Source organism: Streptomyces sp. NPDC053541 (assembly GCF_044544705.1).
Classification (GTDB): Bacteria; Actinomycetota; Actinomycetes; order Streptomycetales; family Streptomycetaceae; genus Streptomyces.
Genome location: NZ_JBITXM010000003.1, coordinates 99,532 through 122,190 on the forward strand (window position 1 = coordinate 99,532; position 22,659 = coordinate 122,190).

The 22,659-nt window shown below is 74.2% G+C and carries 7 protein-coding genes; 6 read left to right on the forward strand and 1 reads right to left on the reverse strand.

The window, feature by feature from the left end; genetic code table 11:
- Positions 1-35 precede the first annotated feature (35 nt).
- The 4 genes from ACIGW2_RS07780 to ACIGW2_RS07795 are packed head-to-tail and all read left to right on the forward strand — an operon-like array spanning position 36 to position 4,442.
- A complete protein-coding gene (locus ACIGW2_RS07780; protein ID WP_399841899.1) occupies positions 36-761 on the forward strand; it encodes a succinate dehydrogenase in 726 nt (241 codons plus the stop codon).
- 2 nt (positions 762-763) lie between these two features.
- On the forward strand, positions 764-2,806 hold the full coding sequence (locus ACIGW2_RS07785; protein ID WP_399841902.1) for a fumarate reductase/succinate dehydrogenase flavoprotein subunit: 2,043 nt from the start codon (positions 764-766) through the stop codon (positions 2,804-2,806).
- Complete coding sequence (locus tag ACIGW2_RS07790) at positions 2,803-3,552, forward strand: succinate dehydrogenase/fumarate reductase iron-sulfur subunit (protein WP_391652215.1); 750 nt, start codon at positions 2,803-2,805, stop codon at positions 3,550-3,552. The genes ACIGW2_RS07785 and ACIGW2_RS07790 overlap by 4 nt, the downstream gene beginning before the upstream one ends.
- 56 nt (positions 3,553-3,608) lie before the next feature.
- Positions 3,609-4,442: a class II glutamine amidotransferase gene (locus ACIGW2_RS07795; RefSeq protein ID WP_399841907.1), complete on the forward strand. Its 834-nt coding sequence runs from the start codon at positions 3,609-3,611 to the stop codon at positions 4,440-4,442.
- Between the two features lie 5 nt (positions 4,443-4,447).
- On the opposite strand, the gene ACIGW2_RS07800 is transcribed toward ACIGW2_RS07795, so the two are convergent.
- Positions 4,448-6,823, reverse strand: a complete 2,376-nt coding sequence (locus tag ACIGW2_RS07800; RefSeq protein ID WP_399841909.1) for an ATP-binding cassette domain-containing protein — start codon at positions 6,821-6,823, stop codon at positions 4,448-4,450.
- A gap of 206 nt (positions 6,824-7,029) precedes the next feature.
- Here ACIGW2_RS07800 and ACIGW2_RS07805 point away from each other — a divergent pair, with 206 nt between their 5' ends.
- Together ACIGW2_RS07805 and ACIGW2_RS07810 are read left to right on the forward strand one after the other, a co-directional pair.
- Positions 7,030-8,409: a serine hydrolase domain-containing protein gene (locus tag ACIGW2_RS07805; protein ID WP_361576086.1), complete on the forward strand. Its 1,380-nt coding sequence runs from the start codon at positions 7,030-7,032 to the stop codon at positions 8,407-8,409.
- Positions 8,410-8,625: 216 nt separating this feature from the next.
- Positions 8,626-22,611, forward strand: coding sequence for an amino acid adenylation domain-containing protein (locus tag ACIGW2_RS07810; RefSeq protein ID WP_399841912.1), 13,986 nt, complete (start codon positions 8,626-8,628; stop codon positions 22,609-22,611).
- Positions 22,612-22,659 lie beyond the last annotated feature (48 nt).

A 22,659-nucleotide genomic window follows, 5' to 3' on the forward strand; every position in this document is an offset into this window, starting at 1 on the left:
GACCTCTCGGGCCCTTCGCCCCTAGCGTCGCTTCCATGGCTCTGGCAACGAAGTCCGAACGGCGGACCGCCCCGCCCCCGGCCGCCGCCCCCACCCGCGGCTTCTGGGCGTCGACCCTCGGCAAGAAGACCGTGATGGCCGTGAGCGGCCTGATCATGCTCGCCTACCTGGTCGCCCACGTCGCGGGCAACCTCAAGGTCTTCTTCGGCCCCGAGGAGTTCAACGGCTACGGGCACTGGCTCCGCGTCATGGGCGCCCCGGTCCTGCACCACCAGTGGGGCCTGTGGATCGCCCGGATCACCCTGCTCGCCGCCGTCCTGGCGCACGCCGTCTCCGCCTACCAGCTCAGCCGGCGCGACCTCAGGGCCCGCCCCACCCGCTACGTGCACCGCCGCAAGGGCTCCTCCTACGCGACCCGCACCATGCGCTGGGGCGGCGTGATCCTCGCCCTGTTCATCGTCTGGCACGTCCTCGACCTCACCACCGGCACCGTCCACACCGGCGGCTTCGAGGACGGCAAGCCCTACCAGAACGTGATCGACACCTTCTCCACCTGGTACGGCAACGTCATCTACATCGTCGCCATGCTCGCCGTGGGCCTCCACGTGCGGCACGGCTTCTGGAGCGCCGCCCAGACCCTCGGCGTGGGCAGCGCCCGCCGCGAGCGCACCCTGCGCCTCCTCGCCGACGCCCTCGCCCTCGTCCTGACCGCGGGCTTCATCGCCGTCCCCGTCGGCGTCATGACCGGAGTGGTGAAGTGACCATGACCTACAGCGACTCCACCGATCACCGCGATCACGGCGACCGCACCGACTACGCCGCCTTCACCGTCGGCGAGCCGATCGCCGACACCGCCGCCCCCGCCGGCCCCATCGCCGAACGCTGGGACACCCGCCGCTTCCAGGCGAAGCTGGTCAACCCCGCCAACCGGCGCGGCCACCGCGTCATCGTCGTCGGCACCGGCCTGGCCGGCGGTTCCGCCGGCGCCACCCTCGCCGAACAGGGCTACCAGGTCGTCCAGTTCTGCTACCAGGACTCCCCGCGCCGGGCCCACTCCATCGCCGCCCAGGGCGGCATCAACGCCGCCAAGAACTACCGCAACGACGGCGACTCCGTACACCGCCTCTTCTACGACACCGTCAAGGGCGGCGACTTCCGGGCCCGCGAGTCCAACGTGCACCGGCTCGCCCAGATCTCCGTCGAGATCATCGACCAGTGCGTCGCCCAGGGCGTCCCCTTCGCCCGCGAATACGGCGGACTGCTCGACACCCGCTCCTTCGGCGGCGTCCAGGTCTCCCGCACCTTCTACGCCCGCGGCCAGACCGGCCAGCAGCTGCTCCTCGGCGCCTACCAGGCGCTGTCCCGGCAGATCGCCGCCGGCAACGTCGAGATGCACCCGCGCACCGAGATGCTCGACCTGATCGTCATCGACGGCCGGGCCCGCGGCATCGTCGCCCGCGACCTGATCACCGGCGCGGTCTCCACCCACTACGCCGACGCCGTCGTCCTCGCCACCGGCGGCTACGGCAACGTCTTCTACCTGTCCACCAACGCCATGAACTCCAACGCCACCGCCGTGTGGCGGGCCCACCGGCGCGGAGCGTACTTCGCCAACCCCTGCTTCACCCAGATCCACCCCACCTGCATCCCGCGCACCGGCGACCACCAGTCCAAGCTCACCCTGATGAGCGAGTCGCTGCGCAACGACGGACGCATCTGGGTCCCCAAGGCCCAGGGCGATACCCGCCCCGCCCACGAGATCCCCGAGGACGAGCGCGACTACTACCTGGAGCGCATCTACCCCTCCTTCGGCAACCTCGTGCCCCGCGACATCGCCTCCCGCGCCGCCAAGAACGTCTGCGACGAGGGCAGGGGAGTGGGCCCCGGAGGCCAGAATCAAAGGGGCGGAGCCGAAGGCTCCTCGGTTGAGGGCGGTGGCGGGCGACGGGAGGGCGTCTACCTCGACTTCGCCGACGCCATCCGGCGCATGGGCCGCGCGAAGGTCGAGGAGAAGTACGGCAACCTCTTCGACATGTACGAGCGGATCACCGCCGAGAACCCGTACGAGACGCCGATGCGGATCTACCCCGCCGTGCACTACACGATGGGCGGCCTCTGGGTCGACTACGACCTCCAGACCACGATCCCCGGCCTCTTCGCCATCGGCGAGGCCAACTTCTCCGACCACGGCGCCAACCGGCTCGGCGCCTCCGCCCTCATGCAGGGCCTCGCCGACGGCTACTTCGTGCTGCCCGCCACCCTCAACGACTACCTGGCCCGCCACCCGCACCCCGCCCCGGTCGACGACGCCCACCCGGCCGTGCGCGAGGTGCTCGCCGAGACCGAGGACCGGCTGAACCTGCTCCTCGCCGTCGACGGCGACCGCACCCCCGACTCCTTCCACCGCGAACTCGGCGAAGTCATGTGGGAGTTCTGCGGCATGGCCCGCACCGAGAGCGGACTGCGCAAGGCGCTGCGCCGCATCCCCGAGATCCGCGAGGAGTTCTGGCGCCGCATCAAGGTGCCCGGCACCGGCGAGGAGTTCAACCAGTCCCTGGAGAAGGCCAACCGGATCGTCGACTACCTGGAGCTCGCCGAGCTCATGTGCCTCGACGCGCTGCACCGCGCCGAGTCCTGCGGCGGCCACTTCCGCGAGGAGTCCCAGACCCCGGACGGCGAAGCGGCCCGCCGCGACGAGGAGTTCTCGTACGCCGCCGCCTGGGAGTTCACCGGCGGCGCACCCGTCCTCCACAAGGAGGACCTCACCTTCGAGTACGTCCACCCCACCCAGCGGAGCTACGCATGAGGCTGAACCTGCGCGTCTGGCGGCAGAAGAACGCCGGCGCCGACGGCGCCATGGCCACCTACGAGGTGGACGGGATCTCCCCGGACATGTCCTTCCTGGAGATGCTCGACACCCTCAACGAGGAACTGATCCTGCGCGGCGAGGACCCCGTCGCCTTCGACCACGACTGCCGCGAGGGCATCTGCGGCGCCTGCAGCCTCGTCATCAACGGCGACGCCCACGGCCCCGAGCGCACCACCACCTGCCAGCTGCACATGCGCTCCTTCCGGGACGGCGACACCATCGACGTCGAACCCTGGCGGGCCGCCGCCTTCCCGGTCGTCAAGGACCTGGTCGTCGACCGCTCCGCCTTCGACCGGATCATCCAGGCCGGCGGATACGTCAGCGTCCCCACCGGCTCCGCCCCCGAGGCGCACGCCACCCCGGTCCCCAAGGCCGACGCCGACCTCGCCTTCGAGCACGCCGAGTGCATCGGCTGCGGCGCCTGCGTCGCCGCCTGCCCGAACGGCTCGGCCATGCTCTTCACCTCGGCCAAGGTCAACCACCTGAACGTGCTCCCGCAGGGCGCGCCGGAACGCGAGACCCGGGTGCTCGACATGGTCGCGCAGATGGACGCCGAGGGCTTCGGCGGCTGCACCCTCACCGGCGAGTGCGCCACCGCCTGCCCCAAGGGCATCCCGCTCCCCTCGATCGCCGCCATGAACAAGGAGTGGCTGCGGGCCCGCCGCAAGGCCGGGCGCGGCTGAGGGCACGGGCCGGCCCGGCGGTGGCGAGCCGCCGGACCGGCACCGAGAATGGGTTCATGTGCAGATGGCTCGCGTACTGGGGAACGCCGGTGCTGCTCGACACGATCCTGTACCGGCCCGAACACTCGCTGATCGACCAGAGCCTGCACGCCAAGATGGGGGTGGAGACGACCAACGGCGACGGCTTCGGCGTCGGCTGGTACTCGAAGGAGGCCACGACGCCCGCCCTCCTCACGGACGTGGGACCCGCATGGAACAACCGCAACCTGCGGGAGGTGGCGGACCACGTCCGCTCCTCGCTGTTCTTCGCCCACATCCGCGCCTCCACCGGCACGGCCGTGCAGCAGTCCAACTGCCACCCGTTCCGGCACGGGCGCTGGATGTTCATGCACAACGGGGCCATCGCCCGGTTCCACGAGGTGCGCCGCGAGCTCGCCCTGCTCGTCGATCCCCGGCTCTACCCCGACATCCAGGGCACCACGGACTCCGAGATCATGTTCTACCTGGCCCTCACCTTCGGCCTGGACGAGGACCCGCCCGCCGCCGTCGCCCGCATGGCGGGCGTCGTCGAGAGCGTCGGCCGGGCCCACGGCATCGCGTACCCGCTCCAGATGACGCTCGCCGTCACCGAGGGCCGGCGGGTCTGGGCCTTCCGCTACTCCAGCGCCCGCGCCTCCCGCTCGCTGTTCTACAGCAGCCGGGTGGAAGCCCTGCGCAAGCTCCACCCCGACGTCGCCTTCCTCAGGGAGCTCTCCGAGGAGAGCCGCCTCGTCGTCTCCGAGCCCCTCGGTGACCTGCCGGGCGCCTGGAACGAGGTGCCGGAGAACAGCTACGGCGTGGTTCAGCCCGGCACCGACGAACTCCACCGGTTCGCCCCGGCGGCCGTCTGACGGGATCAGACCCCGAGCCGGGCCGCGAGGAAGCGGGCGGTGCGGCTGCCCGGGGTGCGGGCCACCTCCGCGGGGGTGCCCTCGGCCACGATCCGGCCGCCCTCCGCGCCGCCGCCCGGGCCCAGGTCGAGGACCCGGTCGGCGCTCGCCACCACGTCCATGTCGTGCTCGACCACGACCACCGTGTGCCCGGCGTCGGCGAGCCCGTGCAGCTGCCGCATCAGCACCTCCACGTCCGCCGGGTGCAGCCCCGTCGTCGGCTCGTCCAGCACGTACAGGGTGTGTGCCCGGCGCGGGCGCTGCAGCTCGGCGGCGAGCTTGATGCGCTGCGCCTCGCCGCCGGACAGCTCGGTGGCCGGCTGGCCGAGCCGGAGGTAGCCGAGGCCCACGTCGAGCAGGGTGCGCAGCGGGCGGGCCGCCGCCGGGGTGTCGGCGAAGAAGTCCGCGGCGGCCTCCACGGTCAGGTCGAGCACCTCGGCGATGGTCAGCCCGCGCAGCCGCACCCGCAGCGTCTCCGGGTTGTAGCGGGCCCCGTGGCAGTCCGGACACGGAGCGTACGTGCTCGGCAGGAACAGCAGCTCCACCGAGACGAAGCCCTCGCCCTGGCAGGTCTCGCAGCGCCCGCCGGGCACGTTGAAGGAGAACCGGCCCGCCTTGTAGCCGCGCTCCCGCGCCTCCTCCGTCGCGGTGAACAGCTTGCGCACGACGTCGAAGAGCCCGGTGTACGTGGCGAGGTTGGAGCGCGGGGTGCGGCCGATCGGCCTCTGGTCCACGGTGACCACCCGGCTCACCTCCCCGCTCGCCTCCGCCGCCCCGGTGAGCGCACCCACCAGCGTCGACTTGCCCGAGCCGGACACGCCCGTGACCGCCGTGAGCGCCCCCAGCGGGAACACCGCCTCCAGGCCGCGCAGATTGTGCCGGGTCACCGGGCCGACCTTCAGCTCCCCGGACGGGGTCCGCGCGGTCCGCTCCGGCACCGGCTCCCGGTCGAAGAGGAAACGGCGGGTCGCCGAGCCGGCCACCTCCGCGAGCCCCGCCACGGGACCGCTGTGCAGCACCCGGCCGCCGTGCTCGCCGGCCCGCGGTCCCACGTCGACCAGCCAGTCGGCGTGCCGGACCACGTCCAGGTGGTGCTCCACCACGAAGACGGTGTTCCCGGCCGCCTTCAGCCGGTCGAGCACCACGAGGAGCGCCTCGGTGTCCGCCGGGTGCAGCCCGGCGGACGGCTCGTCGAGCACGTACACCACGCCGAACAGGCCCGCCCGCAGCTGGGTGGCGAGCCGCAGCCGCTGCAGCTCCCCGTTGGACAGCGTCGGCGTCGCCCGGTCCAGGCTGAGATAGCCGAGCCCCAGCTCGGTCACGGTCGCGATCCGCGCCACCAGGTCCTCGGTGAGCACCCGGGCCGTCTCCGAGCCCTCGTGCGCCGCCAGCGTCCGCGCGAGCGCGGTCAGCGGCAGCGCCGCGAGCTCCGCGATCGTACGGCCCGCGAAGGTCACCGCCAGCGCCTCGGGCCGCAGCCGGCTGCCCCCGCACACCGGACACGGAGCGCTGGTGAGGAAGCGCTCGGCCCGCAGCGTCGCGCTCCTGGAGTCGGAGAAGGTGTGCAGCACATGACGCCGGGCGCTCGTGTACGTGCCCTGGTAGGGGCGTTGGATCCGGTCCGCCGCGCGCACCGGGTGCACCGTCACCACCGGCTGCTCGTCCGTGAACAGGATCCACTCCCGGTCCGCCGGATCGAGCTCCCGCCACGGGCGGTCCACGTCGTACCCGAGCGCGTCGAGCACGTCCCGCAGGTTCTTCCCCTGCCAGGCGCCCGGCCAGGCCGCGATCGCCCCCTCCCGGATCGACAGGCCCGGGTCCGGCACGAGCAGTTCCTCACTCGTCTCGTGCACCCGTCCGAGCCCGTGGCAGGAAGGGCAGGCGCCGGCCGCGGTGTTGGGCGAGAAGGCGTCCGAGTCGAGCCGCTCGGCACCGGGCGGATAGGAGCCCGCGCGGGAGAACAGCATGCGCAGCGAGTTGGACAGCGTGGTCACCGTCCCCACCGAGGAGCGCGCGCTCGGCGCCGCCCGCCGCTGTTCGAGCGACACCGCCGGCGGCAGCCCGGTGATCTCCCCGACCTTCGGCGCCCCCACCTGGTGGATCAGCCGCCGCGCGTACGGCGCCACCGACTCGAAGTAGCGCCGCTGTGCCTCCGCGTACACCGTGCCGAACGCCAGCGAGGACTTCCCGGACCCCGACACCCCCGTGAACACGGTGAGCGCGTCCCGCGGGATGTCGACGTCGACCCCGCGCAGATTGTGCTCACGGGCGCCCCGCACCCGGATGAACGGATCGTGGGGCGCGGTGCCGGGAGGGGACGTATCGGTGCCGAGGTCACGCATCCGATCATTTTAGGCCTCACTCCTCGTAGCACGGCGCAGACCTGCGGTTTTCGGCTTGAGGTGGAGGATCTTGAGATTGCCGCGGGTATCGATGAGTCTGTGATCGCCATCCGGGTGGCCCTACCACCGAAGGTAGAGCCAGCCATCCCAATCAGGTCGAGCGGCCCACAACGCCGCGACACTCTCGAACGGGGGTACGAGAGATCATGGATGTCGACACCTTCTCCGGAAGAGTGCGCGAGCTGACCGCTGAGCACCGCATACCCGGGGCCCAGCTGTCCTTGTACAGGGACGGCACGCTGTGGGAGTTCTGCGCCGGGGTCGAGCGGACCGGCTCGGGCAGACCGGTGACTCCCCGGTCCCGCTTCGCCTACGGATCGGTCAGCAAGCTCTTCACCGCCGCGCTGGTGATGCAGCTCGTGGAGGACGGCGAGGCCGAGCTCGACGCACCGGTGACCGAACTGCTCGCCGGCGTCCCCGGACACGCCGCCGTCGGCGCGGGCCACCCCATGGCCCGGGTGACGCTGCGTCAACTCCTCAGCCACACCGCCGGTCTGGTCTCCGACCACGAAGGCGCCCCGCTCCGCACCCCGTCGCTGCGCCGCTACTTCGAGTCGGTGGTCCGCGACGGGCACTTCGGCGTTCCCGGGCGCGCCTTCTCGTACTCCAACACCGGCTACGCGGTGGCCGCGTACGTGATAGAGGTGCTCACCGGGCAGAGCTGGTGGGACTCCCTGGAGTCCTACGTGATGATGCCCGCCGGTCTCGACCTCGCGTTCGTCGAGGACCCGCGCCCGGGCCGCCGGCCGGGCGCCACGGTCAGCGGCCACGCCGTGGACTTATCCACCGGCCGCACCGAACCCGTCGACTTCTACTGCGAGTCGACACTGGCCGCCGCCGGAGGCATCGCGGGCAGCGCCACCGATCTGGTGCGCTTCGGCCGGGCCTTCCTCGGCGAGGGCCACGAGGCCCTGGACTCCGACCTCGCCGACCCCGAGGCCCTGGCGGCGATGGGCCGCGCCGTGCCGGCCGCCGAGCCGTTCGGGCTCGCCGCGGGCTGGGGCGCCGGCTGGGGTCTCTACCCGGGTGCGGACGGTCTGTGGCTCGGCCACGACGGCACCCTCGACGGCGGCTCGTGCAACGTCCGCGTCGACCCGGCGAGCGGCACCGTGCTCGCCTTCACCACCAACGCCACCACCGGCCTCGCGGCCTGGCTCGACCTCGTCGGCGAACTCGACGCCCTGCTCGGCCTGCGCATCGGCCACTACGAGCAGCCCGTCCCCGCCGGCCGCCCCTACGACGGGACCGCCGCCCTCGCCGGCGAGTTCGTCAACGGAGAGCTCGCCATCCGGGTCTCCCACGAGGCGCACGACGGCGGCACCCTGCGCCTGGACGCGGACAACGGCGTCTCCGGGGTCCTCACCGTCGGCTCCGACCTCGTCTTCAGCGTGTCCGCGGCGGACCAGGGCGACGTCCTCTTCAGCGGGCGCTTCCTCAGCTCCGCCGACGGCCGCCCCGCCGACCTCATGCAGTACAACGGCCGGACCCTGCGCCGGGCGGGAGTCGCCTCCCGCCAGGCCGCCTGACGCCCCCCCCGCACCGGCCCTTCGCACCAGACCCTCGCACCGGCCCGTCGCACCAGCTCCGCGCACCGGCCCCGAACCGGTCCCCTTCTCCGTCCCCCCTTCGCCCCGCCGGCGACTGCGTCCTGCCCCTCCCCGACCGCGGCCCTCACCGGCCCGCGGCCCTCCCCGCGCAGGACGGACCCGGCGGCGCGCACCGCTCTCGAAGGAGTAGCCATCGTGGTCCCTGTCCCGCACGCGGAGAACCGGACGCTGCCGGCGCTGTTCGGCGCCCAGGCGGCCCGCCGGCCCGACGCGCCCGCGCTGGCCGCCGAAACCGGAACGACGAGCTACGCCGAGCTGGACGCGCGCGTGACGCGGGCGGCCGCCGCGCTGCACGGCCACGGGGTGCGGCGCGGGACGCTGGTCGGGGTGTGCCTGGAGCGCGGGGTCGAGCTGGTGGTGTCGCTGCTCGCGGTGATGCGGGCGGGCGGCGTGTACGTACCGCTCGACCCGGCCTATCCGGCCGAGCGGCTGCGGTACATGGTGGACGACTCCGGGCTCGGCCTGGTCGTCACCCAGCCGTCGGTGGCCGACAGGGTCCCGGACGGGCCGCGCCGGCTGCTCGCGGCGGAGCTGGACGGGCCCGAGGGGCCCGAGGGGCCCGAGGGCGGGGCGGCGGGCGAGGTGCCGGACCCGGGGACCGGCCCCGACGACGCCGCGTACATGATCTACACCTCCGGCTCCACCGGCCGCCCCAAGGGCGTCGTCGTCACCCACCGGGGCGTCGCCGACCTGGCCCGCACCCAGCGGGACCGGATGGGGGTCACGCCCGCCTCGCGGGTGCTGCAGTTCGCCTCGCCCAGCTTCGACGCGGCCGTCTTCGAGATCACCAAGTCGCTGCTGAACGGCGCGACCCTCGTCGTCCTCGGCCGCGGCGGCCTCGCCGGCGCCGAACTCACGCGGGCCCTGCGCGAGTTCGAGGTCACCCACGCCACGCTGCCGCCCGCCGTGCTGCCCACCATGGACCCCGGCGAGCTGCCCGGACTCACCGCCCTGATGGTGGCCGGCGAGGCCTGCCCGGGCGAGCTGGTCGACCTGTGGGCGCGCGGCCGGAGCATGTTCAACGGCTACGGGCCCACCGAGACCACCGTGTGCGCCACCATGAGCGCCCCGATGAGCGGCAGCGGCACCCCGCCGCTCGGCGACCCGGTCGACGGCACCGAGGTCCACGTCCTGGACGAGCGGCTCCGACCCGTGCCGGCCGGGGCCGTCGGCGAGCTGTACGTGGCCGGCGAGGGGCTGGCCCGTGGCTACTGGGGCCGCCCCGACCTCACGGCGGAACGGTTCGTCGCCAACCCGTACGCCCCCGGCGGGGCCCGCATGTACCGCACCGGCGACCTGGTGCGCCGCACCGCCACCGGCGCCCTGGAGTTCGCCGGCCGCACCGACGACCAGGTCAAACTGCGCGGCTTCCGCATCGAACCCGGTGAGATCGAGGCCGCCGCCCTGCGGCAGCCGGGGATCGCCCAGGCCGTCGCCCTGGTCCGCGAGGACTCCACCGGCCACCGCCGACTCGTCGCCTACGTCGTGCCCACCCCGGCCACGACCGCCCCCGCCCGCCCCGCCGAGCCGACCCGCCCCGCCGTGCCCGCGCCCACGCCCGCCGCCGTCCGCGCCGCCCTCGGCCGCGAACTGCCCGCCTACATGGTCCCGTCGGCCGTCGTCGTCCTGGACGCCCTGCCGCTCACCGTCAACGGCAAGACCGACCGCGCCGCCCTGCCCGAACCGTCCCCGGCCCAGCTCGTCGGCGAGTACGTCGCCCCGCGCGACAGCACCGAGGAGACCCTCGCCGAGGTCTTCGCCGAGATCCTCGGCGTCGACCGGGTCGGCGTCCACGACGACTTCTTCGACCTCGGCGGCGACTCCATCCGTGCCGTCCAGGCCCTGGCGCGCATCGAGACCCGGCTCGGCGTACGGGCCGGCCGGCGCGCCCTGTTCGCCCACCCCACCGTCGCCGAACTCGCCGCCCGCGGACTCGGCACCGGACCCGACGCCGAGCCCGGCGCGCACGACATCCCCGTCGCGCCGCGCGACCGCCCGCTCCCGCTGTCCTCCGCGCAGCGCCGCCTGTGGTTCCTCGACCAGTACGAGGGGGGCTCCACCGAGTACTACACCGGCAGCGCCCACCGGCTGCGCGGCCCCCTCGACGTCCCCGCCCTGCGCACCGCCCTCGGCGGACTCCTCGCCCGGCACGAGGCGCTGCGCACCACCTTCCACGAGGACGCCGGCCGGCCCGTCCAGCGCGTGCACGCCCCCGCCGACGCCCCGCTCGCCCTCGACGAACGGGACCTCACCACGCTGCCCGAGGCCGAGCGCGAAAAGGCGCTCGCCGCACTGCTGCGCGCCGAGGTGGACACCCCCTTCGACCTGAGCGCCGGACCCCTGTTCCGGGCCGTGCTCGTGCGCCGCGCCGAGGACGACCACGTGCTCGTCCTCAGCCTCCACCACATCGTCAGCGACGGCTGGTCGCTCGACGTGCTCACCCGGGACCTCACGGCGTTCTACCGGTCCGCCGTCGAACCCGGCACCCCGGCCCCGGACGAACTCCCCGTCCAGTACGCCGACTTCGCCGTCTGGGAGCAGAACCGGCGGGAGAGCGCGGCGGACGCCGGCCGGCTCGCCCACTGGCGGCGTCTGCTCGACGAGGTGCCGCCGCTCGCCCTGCCCACCGACCGGCCGCGCCCCGACGTCCGCACCACCCGCGGCGCCGTCCACCGCTTCGCGCTCACCGCCGACCAGACCGCGGCACTGAAGGAACTCGGCCGCAGCCGGGGCGCCACGCTCTTCACGACCCTGACCGCCCTGACCCAGCTCCTCCTCGCGACCGCCTCCGGCAGCCGCGACATCGCCCTCGGCACCGCCTCGGCCGGCCGCGACCACCGGCAGACCGACGACCTCGTCGGCTTCTTCGTCAACCCCGTCGTCATCCGCTCCCGGCCCCGCACCACCGACACCGTCGCGAGCTTCCTCGACGAGGTGCGCGCCACCGTCCTGGACGCCTTCGACCACGAACTCCCCTTCGACCGCCTCGTCGAGGAACTCGTCACCGAACGCGACCCCGCCCGCACCCCGCTGTTCCAGGCCATGATGGTGCTCCAGAACACCCTGCCCCGGCAGGTCGCGCTGCCCGGCCTCGACGTCTCCGAGGTGGAACTGCCCCGCACCCGCTCGCTCTTCGACCTCGTCGTCGAGTACGAGGAGCGCGACGGCGCCCTCCGGGTCGCCCTCGAGTACAACACCGACCTGTACGAGGAGGCGACCGCCCGCCGCCTCGGCGAACGTCTGCGCCGGCTCGTCGACACCGCCACCGTCCGGCCCCGCCTCCCGCTCGCCGCCCTCGACCTGCTCGCCCCCGACGAACGGGAGCGGCTCGCCGACTGGTCCGGCGACGCCCCGCGGGAACGGGACCGGGACCCGCTGCCGGGAGTCCCCGAACGGTTCGCCGGGATCGTCACCCGCCGCCCCGAGGCCACCGCCGTCATCGGCGCCGGCGAAACGCTCTGCTACGCCGAGCTCGACTCCCGCGCCGACGCCCTGGCCCGCCGTCTGCGCGCTTCCGGGGTGCGCGCCGAGACACCCGTCGTCCTCGTCCTCGAACGAGGCGTACAGGTCGTCGTCGCCCTGCTCGCCGTGCTGCGCGCCGGCGGCGCCTACGTACCCGCGCACTCCGCGCACCCGCGCGACCGCGTCCGGGCCCTGATCGAACAGGCCGGCGCCGTCTGCGTGCTGACCGACGAGGCCTCCGCCGACCGCGTCCCGCACGACACCGGGCTGCCCGTCATCCTCCTCGACGAGGGCGGCCGGCCCGCCGCCGAGGGCCCGCAGGAACCCCTCGACGGGGCCGCCACGCGCCACCCCGGACAGCTCGCGTACGTCATGTTCACCTCGGGCTCCACCGGCGCCCCCAAGGGCGTCGGCGTCACCCACGAGGACATCGTGCGGCTCGCCCTCGACGGCCGCTGGCGCGACGGCAACCACGAGCGCACCCTGTTCCACTCCGCGCACGCCTTCGACGCCGCCACCTACGAGATCTGGGTGCCGCTCCTCAACGGCGGCAGCGTGGTCGTCGCCCCGCCCGAGCAGCTCGACGCCGAGGCCTTCGGCGCGCTCGTCACCGCACACGGCGTCCACTCCACCTTCGTCACCGCCTCGCTCTTCAACCTCTACGCCAACCAGCACCCCGCCTGCTTCTCCGGCCTGCGCGCGGTGATCACCGGCGGCGAGGCCGCCAGCATGCCCGCCGTCCGCCGGGTCGCCGAGGCCTGCCCCGCTCTCCTGATCCACAACGGCTACGGACCCACCGAGACCACCACCTTCGCCACCGTCCACCGCTACGCCCCGCACGAGGCCCAGGCACCCACGCTGCCCATCGGCACCGGCCTCGACGACACCCGGCTGCTCGTCCTCGACGACTTCCTGCGCCCGGTGCCCCCCGGCGTCACCGGCGAGCTCTACATCGGCGGCGCCGGCCTCGCCCGCGGCTACTGGGGCCGCCCCGACCTCACCGCCGAACGGTTCGTCGCCCACCCGACGGCCCCCGGCGAGCGCCTCTACCGCACCGGCGACCTGGTGCGCCGGACCCCGGACGGCGCACTGGACTACCAGGGCCGCGTCGACACCCAGGTGAAGATCCGCGGCTTCCGCATCGAACTCGGCGAGATCGAGTCCGCGCTGCTCGCGCTCCCCGAACTGGGCGAGGCCACGGCCGTCGTGCACGCCACCGAGCGCGGCGGCAAGCGCATCCTCGCCTATGTGGTGGCCGACCGGGACCACACGGCCCCGCTCGACCTCGACGCGCTCCGGGCCCGGCTGGCCGAACGGCTCCCCGAGTACATGGTCCCGGCGGTCCTCGTCCCGCTCGACGCCCTGCCCCTCAACGCCAACGGCAAGGTCGACCGGCGCGCCCTGCCGGCCCCGCCCGCCGACGCCCTCGCCGGCACCGCGTACGTCGCCCCGCGCGACGAGACGGAACGGGTGCTCGCGGGCGTGTTCGCCTCGGTCCTGGGAGTGGCGCGGGTCGGGGTGCACGACAACTTCTTCGACCTGGGCGGCGATTCGATCCTGAGCATCCAGGTGGTCTCCCGCGCCCGGAAGGAGGGGCTGAGGCTCACCTCCAAGGACGTCTTCGTCCGGCAGACCGTGGCCGGCCTGGCGACCGTGGCCACCCGGGAGGGCACCGCACGGGGGACCGTCACGGACCAGGGGCCGGTGAGCGGCGAGGTGGCGGTGACGCCGATCGTGGACTGGTTCTTCCGCACGCACCCGCAGGCGCCGGAGCACTTCACCATGGCCGTGCTGCTGACCCTCCGGGACGGCTTCGACGCCGGGGTGCTGCCGGAGGCGGTGGCGGCGCTGCTTGAGCGCCACGACATGCTGCGGCTGCGGGTCGTGGACGGCAAGCTCGTGATCGCGGAGACCGAGGACGCCGGGCGGGTGCTGGAGACCGTGGACGTCTCCGGGCTCGCGGGCGCCGCGTTGGACGAGGCGGTACGGGAGCACTCCACGCGCGTGCAATCGGGCCTGGACCTCGCCGAGGGCCCGCTGGTGCGGGTGGTGTTCTTCGACGGCGGCGCTGCCGCCGCGTCCCGGCTGCTGCTCGCGGCGCACCACCTGGTCGTGGACGGCGTATCCCTGCGGGTGCTCCTGGAGGACCTGGACACGGCCTGCCGGCGCCTCCCGCTCGCCCCCAGGACCACCTCCTTCCAGCGGTGGGCGGGGCTGCTCACCTCCGCGGCCGCCGAGGGGCGCTTCGACGCCGAGACCGCGTACTGGACCGAGGCCGCCGCCGGCGCCGGTTCGCGGCTCCCCGTGGACGGCACGGGCCCCGACCTCATGGGCACCCAGGAGACGGTGCGGCTCGCGCTCTCGCCCGAGCTGACCCGCAGGCTGCTCCAGGACGTGCCCGGCGCGTACCGCACCCAGGTCAACGACGTGCTGCTCGCGGCGCTCGCCCGGGTCCTGTGCGGCTGGACGGGGGAGCGGCGTCTGCTGGTCGACCTCGAAGGCCATGGCCGCGAGGAGCTGTTCGAGGACGTCGACCTGTCCCGGACGGTGGGCTGGTTCACCACGATGTTCCCGGTCGCCCTGGAGGCGTACGAGGGCTGGGAGCAGCAGATCAAGCACACCAAGGAGCTGCTGCGGGCCGTCCCGCACCGCGGGCTCGGCTACGGCGTGCTGCGCCACCTGCGCGGCGCGCTGGGTGAACTGCCCGCGCCCCAGGTCAGCTTCAACTACCTGGGGCAGTTCGACCCCGGTGCGGGCGAGGGCGCCGGCGACGGCCTCTACGAGTCGATCGTCCTCAACCCCGGGGGCGAGTACGCGCCGGAGGAGGAGCGCGCGCACCTGCTCGACGTCATCGGGCGGGTGGTGGACGGCCGACTGGTCGTGGACTGGGCGTACTCGACCTCCGCGCACGAGGCGGGCACGGTGACGGAGCTGGCCGAGCGCTTCCTGGCCGAGCTGACCTCGCTCATCGAGCACTGCACGGCCGAGGGCACCGGCGGGGTCACCCCGTCGGACTTCCCGCTCGCCCGGCTCAGCCAGGCGGAGGTCGACCGGGTGGCCGGGGACGGGCGACAGGTGGCGGACGTCTACCCGCTGACCCCGATGCAGCAGGGCATGCTCTTCCACAGCCTCCTGGAACCCGACTCCTCCGCGTACTTCGAACAGCTCCTCTTCGTCCTCGACGGCGTCACCGACATCGACGCGCTCGCCCGCGCCTGGCAGCGGGTCGCGGACACCACGCCGGTCCTGCGGACCTCCCTGGCCTGGGAGGACCTGGACGAGCCGGTCCAGCGGGTGCACCGCTCGGTGACCTTCCCCGTCACCGTCGAGGACTGGAGCGGGCTCACCGAGGACGAACAGCGCGCCGCCCTCGCCGAGTTCACGACGGCCGACGAGCGCCGGGGCATCGACCTGACCGCGGCGCCGCTGTCCCGGGTGGCCCTCTTCCGGCTCTCGGACACCCGCGTCCAGGTGGTGTGGACCTTCCACCACATCCTGCTCGACGGCTGGAGCCTGCCGCTGGTGATGGCCGACCTGTTCACCGCCTACCGCGGCGGCGCACTCCGGCCCCGGCCCGCCTTCCGCGACTACGCCGCCTGGTTGCGGGAACAGGACACCGAGACCGCGTACGCCTACTGGCGTGACGTCCTCGCCGGCTACGACACACCCGTCCCGCTGCCCTACGACCGCGCCCCCGAGGACGTCCGCGCCGCCCGCTCGACCGCCCGGCTCGTCGAGGGCCTGGACGCCGAACTCACCTCTGCCGTCCACGACTTCGCCCAGCGCCACCGGCTCACCGTCAACGCCCTCGTCCAGGCCGCCTGGGCGCTGCTCCTCTCGGCCCACTCCGGGCAGACGGACCTCGTCTTCGGCGCCACGACCTCCGGCCGGCCCACCGACCTGCCGGACGCCGAAGCGGCCGTCGGCCTCTTCATCAACACCCTGCCGGTGCGCGTCCGCGTCGAACCGGGCACGCCGGTCGCCGACTGGCTGCGCGGCATCCAGCTCCAGCAGACCGAGGCCCGCGACCACGACTACGTGCCGCTGGCCCGGGTCCAGGCCGAGACCGGACTCCCCGCGGACACCCCGCTCTTCGACAGCCTGGTCGTCTTCGAGAACTACCCCGTCGACCCCGACAGCGCCCGCGCCCACGGCCTCACCGTGGAGGACGTCACCGCCCACGAGGCCACCACCTACCCGCTCACGCTGGTCGCCTACGACGGCGCCCGGATCGGCTTCCACCTGCGCCACGACCCCCGGCACTTCGACCCGGGCACCGCCCGGCGGCTGCTCGACCGGCTCGTCCACCTGCTCTCCGCGCTGGTCGCCGCACCGGACCGCCGACTCGCCGCCCTCCCGCTCCTCACCCCCGACGAGCAGTCGACCGTCCTGGCCGCAGCCCCCGCGCGGCGGAACGACCAGGACGGCGGCACCTTCGTCTCGCTGTTCACCGCACAGGCCGCCCGCCACCCCGAGCGTGCCGCCCTCGTCGGCGAGCACGAGCGGCTGACCTTCGGCGAGCTCGACGCCCGCTCCGACCGGGTCGCCCGGGCGCTGCGCGCCCACGGCGTGGGACGCGGCACGTTCGTCGGCGTCTGCCTGGAGCGCGGCCCGGCGCAGACCGTGGCGTACCTCGGCGTGATGAAGGCCGGCGCGGCCTACCTGCCGCTGGACCCGGCGTATCCGCGGGACCGCCTCCAGTACATGGCCGACGACTCCGGCATCCGCACGGTCGTCACCCAGCGCCCGCTCCTCGGCACCGTCCCCGTCACGGAGCGCCGCCTGGTCCTCGACGACCTGGACGGCCTGGACGCCGCCGTCGATGACGGGGCCGCGCTGCCCGAGGTCGGCCCCGACGACGCCGCCTACATGATCTACACCTCCGGCTCCACCGGACGCCCCAAGGGCGTCGTGGTGGGCCACCGGGGCGTGCCCGCCCTCGCGCGCAGCCTGGGGGACCGGCTGCGGATCACGGCGGACTCCCGCGTCCTGCAGTTCGCCTCGCCCAGCTTCGACGCGGCCGTCTTCGAGACCGCCTGGGCGCTCCTGAACGGCGCCGCCCTGGTCACCCCCTCCCAGGACAAGCCGGTCGGCGAGGAGCTCGCCCGGATCGTCCGGGACCACGGCGTCACCCACGCGATCCTGCCGCCCGCCGTCCTGCCCACCCTGGCCCCGGCCGACGTGCCCGGGCTCGCCGTCCTCGTCACGGGCGGCGAGGCGCTGCCCGGCGAGCTCGCCGACCGCTGGTCCCGCGACCGCTGCCTGGTCAACGCCTACGGACCGACCGAGTCCACCGTGTGCGCCACGCTGAGCGCCCCGCTGGGCGGCGGCGGCACGCCGCCGATCGGGACGGCCGTCGAGGAGACGGCCCTGTACGTCCTCGACGCGCACCTGCGTCCGGTGCCCGACGGGGTCGCGGGCGAGCTGTACATCGGCGGCGCCGGCCCGGCCCGCGGCTACTGGGGACGGCCCGACCTGACCGCGGAACGCTTCGTCGCCGACCCCTTCGGCGCGCCCGGCGCCCGCATGTACCGCAGCGGAGACGTCGTCCGCCGGCGCCCCGACGGACAGCTGGACTTCCTCGGCCGCGTCGACAACCAGGTGAAGATCCGCGGCTTCCGCATCGAGCTGGGCGAGATCGAGTCCGCGCTGCTCGCCCGCCCGGGCGTCCGCCAGGCCGTGGTCGCCGTCCGCGAGGACCGCCCCGGATCCAGGCGGCTCGTCGGGTACGTCGTCCCCGAGCCCGGCACGCCCGTCGACACCGCCGCCCTGCGCGCCGGCCTCGGCGCGGTGCTGCCCGCGCACATGGTCCCGGCCGCCGTGGTGGCCCTCGACGCCCTCCCGCTCACCGCCAACGGCAAGACCGACACCAAGGCGCTGCCCGACCCGGTCTGGGCCGCGGACCTCCTCGCCGACACCGCGTACGTCGCCCCGCGCGACGAGACGGAGCGGCTGCTCGCGGAGGTGTTCGCCTCGGTCCTGCGGGTGGAGCGGGTCGGGGTGCACGACAACTTCTTCGACCTCGGCGGCGATTCGATCCTGAGCATCCAGGTCGTCTCCCGCGCCCGCCGCGCGGGCGTCCACGTCACCTCCAAGGACGTCTTCGCCCACCAGACCGTCGCCGCCCTCGCCGCGGCCGCGACCACCGGCCGGGCCGACCCGGCCCCGACGGCCGACCACGGTCCGGTGAGCGGCGAGGTCGGGGTGACGCCGATCGTGGACTGGTTCTTCCGGACCCATCCCGAGGCGCCGGAGCACTTCACCATGGCCGTGCTGCTGGACGTACGGGAGGGATTCGACGCGGGCGTGCTGCCGGAGGCGGTGGCGGCGCTGCTTGAGCGCCACGACATGCTGCGGCTGCGGGTCGTGGACGGCAAGCTCGTGATCGCCGCGACCGAGGACGCCGGTCGGGTGCTGGAGACCGTGGACGTCTCCGGGCTCTCCGCAGCCGAGTCGGACGAGGCGGTACGGGAGCACGCCGCGCGCGTGCAGTCGGGCCTCGATCTGGCCCAGGGCCCGCTGGTGCGGGTGGTGTTCTTCGACGGCGGTCCCTCGGCGGGGTCGCGGCTGCTGCTCGCGGCGCACCACCTGGCCGTGGACGGAGTCTCGCTGCGGGTGCTCCTGGAGGACCTGGACGCGGCCTGCCGGCGCCTCCCGCTCGCCCCCAGGACCACCTCCTTCCAGGAGTGGGCCGCGCGCCTCGCCGCGCACACGGAGCAGGGCGGCTTCGACGCCGAACTGCCCTACTGGTCCGCGCTGACCGAGGGCGTGCCCGTCGACGTCCCGGTGGACAGCGCCGGCGCCAACCTCATGGGCGCGCAGGACACCGTACGGTCCGGGCTCTCGCCCGAGCTGACCCGCAGGCTGCTCCAGGACGTGCCCGGCGCGTACCGCACCCAGGTCAACGACGTGCTGCTCGCCGCCCTCGCGCGGGTCCTGTGCGGCTGGACTGGGGAGCGCCGCCTGCTGGTCGACCTCGAAGGCCACGGGCGCGAGGAGCTGTTCGACGGGGTGGACCTCTCCCGCACCGTCGGCTGGTTCACCACGATGTTCCCGGTCGCCCTGGAGGCGTACGACGGCTGGGAACAGCAGATCAAGCACACCAAGGAGCTGCTGCGGGCCGTCCCGCACCGCGGCCTCGGCCACGGCGCCCTGCGCCACCTCCGGGGCGCGCTGGACGGCGCGCCCGTACCGCGGGTGAGCTTCAACTACCTCGGGCAGTTCGACGCCTCGGCCGGTGACGGCGGTGTCTTCCGCACCTCGGCCCTGCATCCCGGGGGCGAGTACGCGCCCGTGGAGGAGCGGCCCCATCTGCTCGACGTCGTCGGCCGGGTGGTGGACGGGCGGCTGGTCGTGGACTGGGCGTACGCCACGTCCGTGCACGACACGGACACGGTGGCGGGGCTCGCCGAGCGGTTCACGGCCGAGCTGACGTCGCTCATCGAGCACTGCACGGCCGAGGGCACCGGCGGGGTCACCCCCTCGGACTTCCCGCTCGCCCGGCTCACCCAGACCGAGCTGGACCGGCTCACCGCGGACGGGCACGGGGTGGAGGACGTCTACCCGCTGACCCCGATGCAGCAGGGCATGCTCTTCCACAGCCTCCTGGAACCCGACTCCTCCGCGTACTTCGAGCAGACGCTGCTCGTCCTCGACGGCGTCACCGACGTCGACGCGCTGGCCCGCGCCTGGCAGCGGGTGGTCGACGCGACCCCCGTGCTGCGGACCACCGTGGCCTGGCAGGGCGTCGAGGAGCCCGTGCAGATCGTCCGGCGGGAGGTCGTCCTGCCGGTCACCGTCGAGGACTGGAGCGGGCTCACCGAGGACGAACAGCGCGCCGCCCTCGCCGAGTTCACCGCAGACGACGAGCGTCGGGGCATCGATCTGACCGTTGCGCCGCTGTCCCGGGTGGCCCTCTTCCGGCTCTCGGAGACGCGGGTCCAGGTGGTGTGGACCTTCCACCACATCCTGCTCGACGGCTGGAGCCTGCCGCTGGTGATGGCCGACCTGTTCACCGCCTACCGCGGCGGCGAGCTGCGGCCCCGGCCCGCGTTCCGCGACTACGCCGCCTGGTTGCGGCAGCAGGACACCGAGGCGGCGTACGCCTACTGGCGTGACGTCCTCGCCGGCTACGACGCACCCGTCCCGCTGCCCTACGACCGCGCCCCCGAGGACGTCCGCGCCGCGCGGGCCGTCGAGCGCCTGGAGCTCGACCTGCCGGCCGGCCTGTCGGACGCGGTGCTCGGCTTCGCCCGGCGCCACCGGCTCACCGTGAACACCGTGGTCCAGGGCGCCTGGGCGCTGCTGCTCTCCGCGTACTCGGGCCGCACCGACCTGGTCTTCGGCGCCACGACCTCCGGCCGGCCCACCGACGTGCCGGACGTGGAGTCCGCCGTCGGCATCTTCATCAACACCCTGCCGGTGCGCGTCCGCGTCGACCCGCGGGAGCCCGTCGCCGACTGGCTGCGCGGCATCCAGGAGCGGCAGGCCGAGTCCCGCCGGCACGACTACGTCTCCCTCGCCCGGATCCAGGCGGAGGCCGGGCTCCCGGCGGACACCCCGCTCTTCGACAGCCTGGTCGTCTTCGAGAACTACCCCGTCGACCCGGACGGCGCCCGCGCCCACGGCCTCACCGTCGAGAGCGTGACCGCCCACGAGGCCACCAACTATCCGCTCACCCTCAGCGCCTACTCCACCGACGCGGTGCGTCTCGTCCTCGGCTACGAGCCCCGCCACTTCGACGCGCCGACCGTGCGCGGCCTCCTCGACCACCTCGGCGTGCTCCTGCGGGCCATGACCGAGGGCCCCGGCCTTCCGCTCGGCCGGATGCCGGTGCTCCGGGACCCGGTGCCGGCGGCCTTCGAGGACGGCGGCACCACCGAGGTGCCCGCCGGCAGCGTGCCCGAGCTGTTCGCCCGGCAGGTCGCGCTGCGCCCCGAGGCCCCCGCCGTCCTCGGCGACGACGCCTCCCTCACGTACGCCGAACTCGACGCCGAGGCGGACCGGCTGGCCCGCCGGCTGCGGGAGGCGGGCGTCGGCCCCGAGTCGCGGGTGCTGCTCCTGATGCCGCGCTCCGCGCGCGTGGTCGTGGCGATGCTCGCGGTGCTCAAGGCGGGCGGCGCCTACGTGCCCGTGCACGCGGCCTTCCCCGCCGACCGGGTGGCCTGGCTGCTCCGGGACACCGCCGCCGCGGCCGTCGTCGCGGATCCGTCGATGCTCGACCGGCTCGCCGACCCCGGCGTGCCCGTGATCCGCCGCGACGGCACGGACGAGGCCGCCGCGCCGGGCGCCGGAGCCCCGCTGCCGCGCGTCCCGGCCGGCTCCGCCGCGTACGTCATGTACACCTCCGGCTCCACCGGCACCCCCAAGGGCGTCACCGTCGACCACCGGGCCGTCGTCTCCCTGGCCCACGACCGGCGCTGGCGGGACGCGCACGCGCGCGTGCTCTTCCACTCGCCGCACGCCTTCGACGCCGCCACCTACGAGGTGTGGGCGCCGCTGCTCGCGGGCGGCACCGTCGTCGTCGCCCCGCCCGGCGACCTGACGGCCGGGCTGATCCGCGCCGCCGCGGTGGAGCGGGGCGTCACCGCGATGTTCCTGACCACCGCCCTGTTCACCCTCTTCGCCCAGCAGGACCCCGGCTGCTTCGGCGGACTGCGCGAGGTGTGGACGGGCGGCGAGGCCGCGCAGCCCGCGGCCTTCGTCCGGGTGGCCGAGGCCTGCCCGGACACCACGCTCGTGCACGTCTACGGCCCCACCGAGACCACCACCTTCGCCACCTGCACCCCGATCACCGGCGCCGAGGCCCGGGCCGCCGTCACGCCCATCGGCCGCCCGATGGACAACACCCGGGCCCACGTTCTCGACGCCCTGCTGCGCCCCCTCCCCGCCGGGGTGGCGGGCGAGCTGTACCTCGCGGGCGACGGTGTGGCCCGCGGCTACGAGAACCGGCCCGCGCTCACCGCCGAACGGTTCGTCGCCGACCCGTTCACGCCCGGCGGGCGGCTCTACCGCACCGGGGACGTGGTGCGCCGGAACCCCGACGGCCGGATCGAGTTCATCGGCCGCGCCGACGGACAGGTCAAGATCCGCGGGTTCCGCATCGAGCTCGGCGAGATCGAGAACGCGCTCGCCGACTGCCCCGGCGTGGCCCGCGCCGCCGTCGCCGTCGTCGACTCGCCGTCCGGCGCGAAGCAGCTCGTCGGCCACCTGCTGCCCGAGGACCCGGCCACCGCCCCCGCACCGGACGCCGTCCGGGCCAAGCTGGCCGGGATGCTCCCCGCCTACATGGTGCCGACCGTGCTGCTGCCCATCGACGCGCTGCCGCTCACGCCGAACGGCAAGGTGGACCGCCGGGCGCTGCCCGCGCCCGACTGGTCCCGGCTCTCCGAGGACCGCTACGAGGCGCCGGAGACCGTCACGGAGGAGGCGCTCGCCGAGATCTGGTCCCAGGTCCTCCGCCTCGAACGCGTCGGCGCGCAGGACGACTTCTTCGACATCGGCGGCGACTCGGTCCGCAGCATCCAGGTCGTCGGCGCCGTCGAGACCGCCCTCGGCGTGCGGATGCCGACCCGGGCCCTGTTCGCGCACCCGACGCTGCGCGCCTTCGCCGCGGCCGTCGAGGAAGCCGTCCTCGCCGAGCTCGACGACCTCGACTGACCCGCCCCGCCGCCTCCCACTCCGCACGCCCGCCCGCACCACTCGAAC